General features: G+C 69.6%; 8 protein-coding genes. 3 read left to right on the forward strand and 5 right to left on the reverse strand.

The genetic code is table 11. From position 1 onward, the window contains the following. Positions 1–2 precede the first annotated feature (2 nt). The gene (locus ABSF49_RS07690) at positions 3–2,387 is read right to left on the reverse strand and encodes a heavy metal translocating P-type ATPase (protein WP_424112054.1); all 2,385 of its coding nucleotides are present in this window, start codon (positions 2,385–2,387) and stop codon (positions 3–5) included. Between the two features lie 77 nt (positions 2,388–2,464). On the opposite strand from ABSF49_RS07690, the gene cueR reads away from it, so the two are divergent. Together cueR and ABSF49_RS07700 are read left to right on the forward strand one after the other, a co-directional pair. Continuing rightward, positions 2,465–2,878, forward strand: a complete 414-nt coding sequence (gene cueR / locus ABSF49_RS07695; RefSeq protein ID WP_424112055.1) for a Cu(I)-responsive transcriptional regulator — start codon at positions 2,465–2,467, stop codon at positions 2,876–2,878. A gap of 67 nt (positions 2,879–2,945) precedes the next feature. Further along, on the forward strand, positions 2,946–3,833 hold the full coding sequence (locus tag ABSF49_RS07700) for an ATP-binding protein (RefSeq protein WP_424112056.1): 888 nt from the start codon (positions 2,946–2,948) through the stop codon (positions 3,831–3,833). Positions 3,834–3,973: 140 nt separating this feature from the next. Here ABSF49_RS07700 and ABSF49_RS07705 read toward each other — a convergent pair whose 3' ends face one another. From ABSF49_RS07705 to surE, 3 genes are all read right to left on the reverse strand, one after another. Then, on the reverse strand, positions 3,974–5,209 hold the full coding sequence (locus ABSF49_RS07705; protein ID WP_424112057.1) for a peptidoglycan DD-metalloendopeptidase family protein: 1,236 nt from the start codon (positions 5,207–5,209) through the stop codon (positions 3,974–3,976). A 133-nt stretch (positions 5,210–5,342) separates the two neighbouring features. Then, complete coding sequence (locus ABSF49_RS07710; RefSeq protein WP_424112058.1) at positions 5,343–6,032, reverse strand: protein-L-isoaspartate O-methyltransferase family protein; 690 nt, start codon at positions 6,030–6,032, stop codon at positions 5,343–5,345. A 4-nt stretch (positions 6,033–6,036) separates the two neighbouring features. Next, complete coding sequence (surE, locus tag ABSF49_RS07715) at positions 6,037–6,801, reverse strand: 5'/3'-nucleotidase SurE (protein ID WP_424112059.1); 765 nt, start codon at positions 6,799–6,801, stop codon at positions 6,037–6,039. 136 nt (positions 6,802–6,937) lie between these two features. On the opposite strand from surE, the gene ABSF49_RS07720 reads away from it, so the two are divergent. Next, the gene (locus ABSF49_RS07720) at positions 6,938–7,291 is read left to right on the forward strand and encodes a Kazal-type serine protease inhibitor domain-containing protein (protein ID WP_424112060.1); all 354 of its coding nucleotides are present in this window, start codon (positions 6,938–6,940) and stop codon (positions 7,289–7,291) included. Positions 7,292–7,388: 97 nt separating this feature from the next. Here the strand turns inward: ABSF49_RS07720 and serS are convergent. Beyond that, positions 7,389–8,069, reverse strand: a 681-nt coding sequence (gene serS, locus ABSF49_RS07725; protein WP_424112061.1) for a serine--tRNA ligase, incomplete at its 5' end; no start/stop codon positions are given.

The raw sequence follows: 8,069 nt of genomic DNA on the forward strand, positions 1-8,069 counted from the left end.
GCTCAATCCAACTTCGCCGATCGCAGCCGCAGCGCGTTGCCGATCACGCTGACCGACGACAGCGCCATCGCCGCCGCGGCGATGATCGGCGACAGCAGAACGCCGAAGACGGGATAGAGGATTCCGGCGGCGATCGGCACGCCGACAGAATTGTAGATGAAGGCGAAGAAAAGGTTCTGGCGGATGTTGCGCATCGTCGCGGCCGACAGTCGCCGCGCGCGCACGAGCGCCTGCAAGTCGCCGTTGAGCAGCGTGACGCCGGCGCTCTCGATCGCGACGTCGGTTCCCGTCCCCATCGCCACGCCGACGTCGGCGGCGGCGAGCGCCGGCGCGTCGTTGACGCCGTCGCCGGCCATCGCGACGATTCGACCCTGTTTACGCAGCCTGGCGACCGCGTCGGCTTTGTTCTGCGGCAGGACTTCCGCCTCGACCTCGGCGATTCCGAGCCTCGCCGCGACCGCCTCAGCGGTCGTGCGGTTGTCGCCGGTCAGCATGACCACGCGCACGCCCGCGTCGCGCAACGCCTGCAGCGCGGCCGGCGTCGTCGGCTTGACCGGATCGGCGACGCCGATCACGCCGGCGGCCTTCGCGTCGATTGCGGCGAAGATCGCCGTCGCGCCGTCGCGGCGCAAAGGTTCGGCCTCCGCGACGATCGAGGTCAAGTCGACGCCGCATTCGGCGAGGAAGCCCTCGGTCCCGATCGCCACCGCGCGACCCTCCACCAACCCGCGAACGCCCTTGCCCGCCGGCGCGTCGAAGTTCTCCGCGTCGGCCAAAGCCAGCCCCTTCTCCTTCGCCGCCGCCACGATCGCCGCCGCCAGTGGGTGCTCGCTCGAGCGTTCCAGGCTCGCAGCGAGGCGCAGCACATCCTCGGAAGCGAAGCCCGGCGCGACGCTGAGCGCGACGACGCGCGGCTTGCCCTCGGTCAGCGTGCCGGTCTTGTCGACGACGAGCGTGTCGACCTTCTCCAACCGCTCCAGCGCCTCGGCGTTCTTGATCAGCACCCCTGACCGCGCGCCGCGACCGACGCCAACCATGATCGACATCGGCGTCGCCAGCCCGAGAGCGCAGGGACAGGCGATGATCAGCACCGACACCGCGGCCACGAGCCCGTAGGCGAGGCGCGGCTCGGGACCGAGCGTCGCCCAGGCGACGAAGGCGAGGGCGGCGACGGCGGCGACCAGCGGCACAAACCAGCCTGCCACCTGATCGGCGAGACGCTGGATCGGCGCCCGGCTGCGCTGCGCCTTGGCCACCATCTCGACGATTTGCGCCAGCACGGTGTCGCGACCGACGCGATCGGCGCGCATCACGAAGGCGCCCGTCTGATTGATCGTCCCGCCGACGACGCGGTCGCCGACCGTCTTGGCGACCGGCATCGACTCGCCCGTCACCATGGATTCGTCGATCGCGCTGCCGCCTTCGAGGATTTCGCCGTCGATCGCGACTTTGTCGCCCGGACGCACGCGCAGCCGGTCGCCGACCGCGACGCGCTCGAGCGCGACGTCTTCGTCGCTCCCGTCCGGGCGGACGCGGCGGGCGGTCTTTGGCGCGAGATCGAGCAGAGCGCGAATCGCGCCGCCGGTGCGCTCGCGCGCCCTGAGCTCGAGCACCTGTCCGAGCAGCACGAGCGCGGTGATCGCCGCCGCGGCTTCGAAATAGATCGCGACGGCGCCGTCCATGCCGCGAAAGGCGGCGGGAAAAACGCCGGGGGCGACGGTGGCGACGACGCTGTAGGTCCAGGCGACGCCCGTCCCCAGCGCGATCAGGGTGAACATGTTGAGATTGCGCGACACGATCGACCGCGCGCCGCGCACGAAAAACGGCCAGCCCGCCCAAAGGACCACCGGCGTCGCCAGGACCAATTGAATCCAGTTCGTCGCCTGCGGACTGACGATCGCGTCGAGGTTCACAACGTGGCCGGCCATTTCGAGCCCCGCCACGGGAACCGCCAGCGCCACGGCGACCCAGAATCGTCGGGTCATGTCGACGAGTTCCGGATTCGGTCCGGTCTCAGCGGCCGGCGTCACGGGCTCGAGCGCCATGCCGCAGATCGGGCAACTTCCCGGCCCGACCTGACGGACCTCCGGGTGCATCGGGCAGGTGTAGATCGTTCCAGCGGGCGCGCTCGGCGCCGCTTCGGCCGGCGCTTCACCGAGGTAGCGCTGCGGCTCGGCGAGGAACTTTTCGCGGCAGCCGGCGCTGCAGAAATAGTAGGTCTTGCCAGCGAATTCGGCGCTGTGCTTGGCGCTCGCTGGGTCGACGCTCATGCCGCAGACCGGGTCCGTGGCCGACCCGGCCGCCGGCGCGCCGTGGCCGTGCTCGTGGGCATGGCCGTGATCGTGAGCGTGGCCGGCGCGCTCGGCTTCGGGATCGGCGCTGGACATTTCGGATCTCGCTGTTGCCTAACTCTCGCCGGACGGGCTACACCTTCCCATCATTGGAAGGTCAAGAGGCTTTCATCATGAACATCGGAGCGGCGGCGGCGGCCACTGGCGTCAGCGCCAAGATGATCCGCCATTACGAGGCGATCGGCCTGCTGCGGCCGGCCGCCCGGCGCGACAACGCCTATCGCGACTATTGCGACAGCGACGTCCACGAGCTGCGCTTCGTGCGGCGCGCGCGCCGCCTCGGCTTTTCGATCGACGAAATCGGCGCGCTGCTGGCGCTGTGGCGCGACGACGAGCGACCGAGCCGCGACGTCCGACGCATCGCCAAGGATCATCTCGTCGATCTCGAAGGCCGCATCGCCGAAATGCAAGCGATGGCGACGACCTTGCACAAGCTGGTGCACGCCTGCCACGGCGACGACCGGCCCCACTGTCCCATCCTCGACGACCTCGCCGCCGAGCCTACGGCGGGGGTAAGGCCGAGTTGAGGCGGCGCAAGCGCTGGAGCTGGCCGCGGGTTTGTGGCAAATCCCGCCAGCCCCGATGGATGACCCGATGACCGCCCCGTTCCTCGCCCCGCCCGACCTCGCCGAGCGGCTGGCCCGCATCGCCGACGCGCTGGAGCGGATCGCCCCGCCCCCGCGTCGCCGCCCCGATTTCGCCGCCGCCGACGCCTTCGTCTGGCGCGCCGACAGCGGCGCGCTCGAGCCGGTCGCCAAGGTCAACCGCGTCGACATATCGCTGCTGCACGGCGTCGACCGCGTGCGCAACCTGCTGATCGACAACACGCTGCGTTTCGCCCACGGCCTGCCCGCCAACAACGCGCTGCTGTGGGGGGCGCGCGGCATGGGCAAGTCGTCGCTGGTGAAGGCGGCGCACGCCGAGATCAATCGCCGCGGAATTGGCGACGGACGGCTGAAGCTGGTCGAGATCCACCGCGAGGACATCGAGAGCCTGCCGGCGCTGATGGCGCTGATGCGCGACGCGCCGCACCGCTTCATCGTCTTCTGCGACGATCTCTCTTTCGACGGCGGCGACACGTCCTACAAGTCGCTGAAGGCGGCGCTCGAAGGCGGCATCGAGGGGCGGCCCGCCAACGTCGTCTTCTACGCCACCTCCAATCGCCGCCACCTGATCCCGCGCGAGATGATGGAGAACGAGCGCTCGAGCGCCATCAATCCCGGCGAAGCGGTCGAGGAGAAGGTGTCGCTGTCGGATCGCTTCGGCCTGTGGCTCGGCTTCCACCATTGCAGCCAGGACGAGTATCTCGCCATGGTGCGCGGCTACGCCGATTATTTCGGCCTCGACGCGCCGCTCGAGGAGATCGAACGCGACGCGCTGGAATGGGCGACGACGCGCGGCGCCCGCTCCGGCCGCACCGCTTGGCAGTTCACCCAGGATCTCGCCGGCCGGCTTGGCCGCCGGCTCGACCGCGAAAGCTGAACAACGCCAAGGCGGCGGGCCTTTCCTGGGACCCGCCGCCTGGTTTACCGCCCACGGCGCTTTACGTGTCTCGCGGTCCGCCCGTGGGAATTGCGTCCGGCCTGGAGGAGTCGGACGACCTCTTCGTCTCGACGGCGCTCTCAGAGGCCGGCGAGATAACTGGTCGGATCGACCGGTGTCGAACCCTTGCGCAACTCGAAGTGCAGCTGCGGCGAGTTGACGTTGCCGGTCTGACCGGACTTGGCGATGATCTGCCCGCGTTTGACCGTGTCGCCGCGCTTGACGTCGAGCTCGCCGTTGTTGGCGTAGGCGGTGACGAAGCCGTTGGGATGGCGGATCAGCACCAGGTTGCCGTAACCCTTGAGTTCGTCGCCGGCGTAAGCGACGACCCCGCTTTCGGCCGCGCGCACGGAGGTGCCCTCGGGCACGGCGATGTTGATGCCGTCGTTGCCGCCGGCCTTGAAGGCTTCGATGATGCGGCCGCGCGCCGGCCAGCGGAACTCGGGCGTGACGCCGGCGGCGTCGGCTTCGGCGCTGGTCATCGGCGCCGCCGTGTCGGTCGGCTTGACGCTGGCGGTCGGCGTGACGTCGGGCTGCGACTTCTTGGCCGTCGTCGTCTGGGCGTTGCCGTCGTTCTTCGCGGTCAACTGCGGCGCGGCCGGCTTGGCGGCAGGCTTGTCGCCGCTCTTGTCGGCGACCTTGGCCGTCGGCTTGTCGTTTGTCTTGGCCGCGAGTTTGTCGTCGCGCGCCTCGGTCCCGGCCTTCGCCTTGACCTTCGGCGCAGCGTCGGCGGCCTCTTCCTTGGCCGATTTGGCCTTGACGCGCTTGGCGGGCGCAACGTCGGCGGCGTCGGCCGCGGCGGTTTTCTTCGGCTTGGCGCCGTTCGGCTCGGCGCCGGCGCTATAGACCGGGATGACGAGATGCATGCCAGCGTGGATCTGCGAGCCGCTGGTCAGGCCGTTGCTTTTGATCAGCGCCGCGGTCGGCACGCCGTAGCGGCTCGACACGCTGTCGGCGTCGTCGCCCTGGGCGACGACGATCGGCGAACCGCCGACGATGCTCCACCCAGCCGCCGAACCGCCGACCGGCTGGCTCGCAGCGACGCGGTACTGCGGCGCGGACGCAACCGGCGCCGGCGGAATGGAAGCGGTCTGAACGGGCGAAGGCGGCGCGAGCGTCGCCGAGGCCACGCTCGACGTCGGCGCGGCCGTGGCGTTTGAGGCGAAAGGATTGGCGAAGGGATCGGAGGCCGGCGCGTAGGCTTGTGAAAAACGGTCCGTATCCGGGGAGCAGCCCGCCAGCCAGACGCCGATCAACCCGGTTAAAGCGACGCGAACCGCGCCGCGCCGCGCAACAAACGCTGCGAACTCTCTCATCGGCCCAACCCACTCATACGCGACCCAACACGCAGGCAGTTTGGTGCGAACGTCTTAAGACTTGGTTTAAGATGAATATTTTGGCGCCGAAACGCCGCATCCGCGGCGCCCGTGTGACGGCCCTGAGCGCGGCTCAATCGCCGCCTGCGAGCCCCGGCGCGAGGGGTCGGAAGGCGCGAACCGATCCGCGCTCGCTCGCCTCGAAGGCGTCGCCCCCCGGCCGGCGGACCCAGCGGACAATGTGCTGATCGGCCGCACGCTCGCCGGCGACGACGGCCGCCAGCGCGCCGCCCTCGGCAAGAAACGCCAGCAGCCGGGTCGGGGGCGACTCGACCGCGGCGTGGATCAGGATCGCGTCGAAGCGGGCGGCGCCGGCGTCGTAAGCGAGCGCGTCGGCCCATTCGATCCGGGCATTGTCGACTCCGAACGCGGACAGTCGCGCCGCCGCCTCGAGCGCGAGCGTGCGCCGGCGCTCGAGCGAGACGACCTCGCCCGAGAGTTGCGCCAGCAGCGCGGTCGCGTAGCCGCTCCCGGCGCCCACTTCCAGCACGCGGCCGTGCGGCGGCGGATCGAGCGCCTCGATCATCGCCGCCACCACCGAAGGCGGCGGCGAGGTCTGGCCGCCGCCGATCGGCAAAGCGATGTCGCGCGCGGCGACGTCGGCATAGCGCTGCGGCATGAACAGCGAGCGCGGCGCCCGCTCCAGCGCGCGCAACAGGCGCAGGTCGCGGATGCCGCGCGCTCTGAGCCGCAACATGAATTGAATGCGCTCTTCCGCCTCTGGATTGGCGCTCGGCGCGCGATCATCGGCGGGCGTCGCCATCGCCTCAGCCGCTCGCGAAGACCGCGGCGTAGCGCGCGCGGGTCGCTTCGTCGGTCAGGTTGAGGCTCAGCGGCGTGATCGACACCTTGTTGGCCGCGAGCGCCTCGATGTCGCTGCCGATTTCGGCTTCGAATCCGCCGCGGGTGAACTTCAGCCAATAGTAAGGGATTCCGCGCCCGTCGCGGCGCTCCTCGATCTGCATCAGTTCGCTGTCGCGCCTGCCCTGCCGCGTGACGGCGATGCCCGTCGCCTTCGCCGCAGAACAAGCGGGAAAGTTGACGTTGACCAGCATGCCTTCCGGGACGCCGGCGGCGAGGATGCGCTCGACGATTTGCGGACCGAGCGTTTCGGCGCAATCCCATTCGACTTTGTCGCGCGCGCCGCCGTAGCACTGCGACAGGGCGATCGAGGGAACGCCGAGCAACGCGCCCTCCATCGCCGCGGCGATCGTGCCGGAATAGGTGACGTCCTCAGCGATGTTTTGGCCGCGGTTGACGCCCGAGAGGATGAGATCGGGCGGCGCGTCGGCAAGGAGCCGCCTGACCCCCATGATGACGCAGTCGGTCGGCGTCCCCTGCACCGCGAAATGTCGCTGGCCGACTTCGCGCAGCCGCATCGGGTTGTTGAGCGACAGCGAATGGGCGACGCCCGATTGGTCGCTTTCCGGCGCGACGACGAACACTTCGTCGCCGAGCTTGCGCGCGATTCTCTCCAGAACTTTCAGGCCATGGGCGTGAACGCCGTCGTCGTTGGTGATCAGAATTCGCATTGACGCCCTTTCCCGGCCCGGCCGGTGACCGACCGTTCTAGCGCGCCTAGCCGATTCGCGCGAAGCGGCGCCCTATCGCGCCGCGGCGCGATCCGTGCGATCCTTCCGGCGTCGCCACGAGCCGCGGAGATCGGCAATGAGGAGATGGTTCGCCTTCGCCGCCCTCGCCGCCGCGTCGCTCGCCCCGGCGCCGGGCCTGGCGGCGGGATTCTGCACCGCGCAATGGGCGCCCGTCTGCGGGCTCAAGGACGGCGTCCAGAAGACCTATTCCAACGTCGGCTGCGCCAAGGCCGACGACGCCGAGGTCGTGCGCGAGGGTCAATGCGGCGACCCGACGCCAAAGCCGACGAAAACGCCGATCTTCTGCGCTGAAGTCTACCAGCCGGTCTGCGCCGTCAAGGACGGGACGACGAAGACCTATTCCAGCGACTGCTTCGCCAAGGCTGACGACGCGAAGGTCGTCGCCGACGGCGAGTGCGCGAAGCCTTGAGGCTTCCCCGGTCGTCTGCCGCGCTGTCAGTGGCGCGGCCCTCCGTGGCCGCGACGACTCTGCGCGATCGCGGGCGCGGAGGCCCGCGCCACTGCGCTCACGGCTTCGGCGCGATGCGCGTCAGGCCGCCCATGTAGGGCTTGAGGACGTCCGGCACCGTCACCGAGCCGTCGGGGTTCTGGTAGTTCTCCAGCACCGCGACCAGCGCGCGGCCGACCGCGACGCCCGAGCCGTTGAGCGTGTGGACGAAGCGCGTGTTCTTGGCGTCGGCCGCCTTGCAGCGCGCGTTCATCCGCCGCGCCTGAAAATCGCCGCACACCGAGCACGACGAAATCTCACGGAAGCGCCCCTGGCCCGGCAGCCAGACTTCGATGTCGTAGGTCTTGCGCGACGCGAAGCCCATGTCGCCGGTGCACAGCACGATGGTGCGGAAGTGCAAGCCGAGCCGCTTCAGCACCTCTTCGGCGCAAGCGGTCATGCGCTCGTGCTCGGCGAGCGATTGCTCGGGCGTCGCGATCGACACCAGCTCGACCTTCTCGAACTGATGCTGGCGGATCATGCCGCGCGTGTCCTTGCCCGCGGCGCCCGCTTCGGCGCGGAAACACAGCGTGCCGGCGGTGAAGCGCAGCGGCAGCTTCGCCTCCTCGACGATGCTCTCGCGCACCAGGTTGGTCATCGGCACTTCGGCGGTCGGGATAAGCCAAAGGGAACGAGCATACTCCCCGTAGCTGTATGCCTTGTTTACCCATTCTCGCTGCCTGGAGAGCGCCTCTCTTGC

Origin of the sequence: Roseiarcus sp., assembly GCF_049514155.1 — a bacterium.
GTDB lineage: Bacteria > Pseudomonadota > Alphaproteobacteria > Rhizobiales > Beijerinckiaceae > Roseiarcus.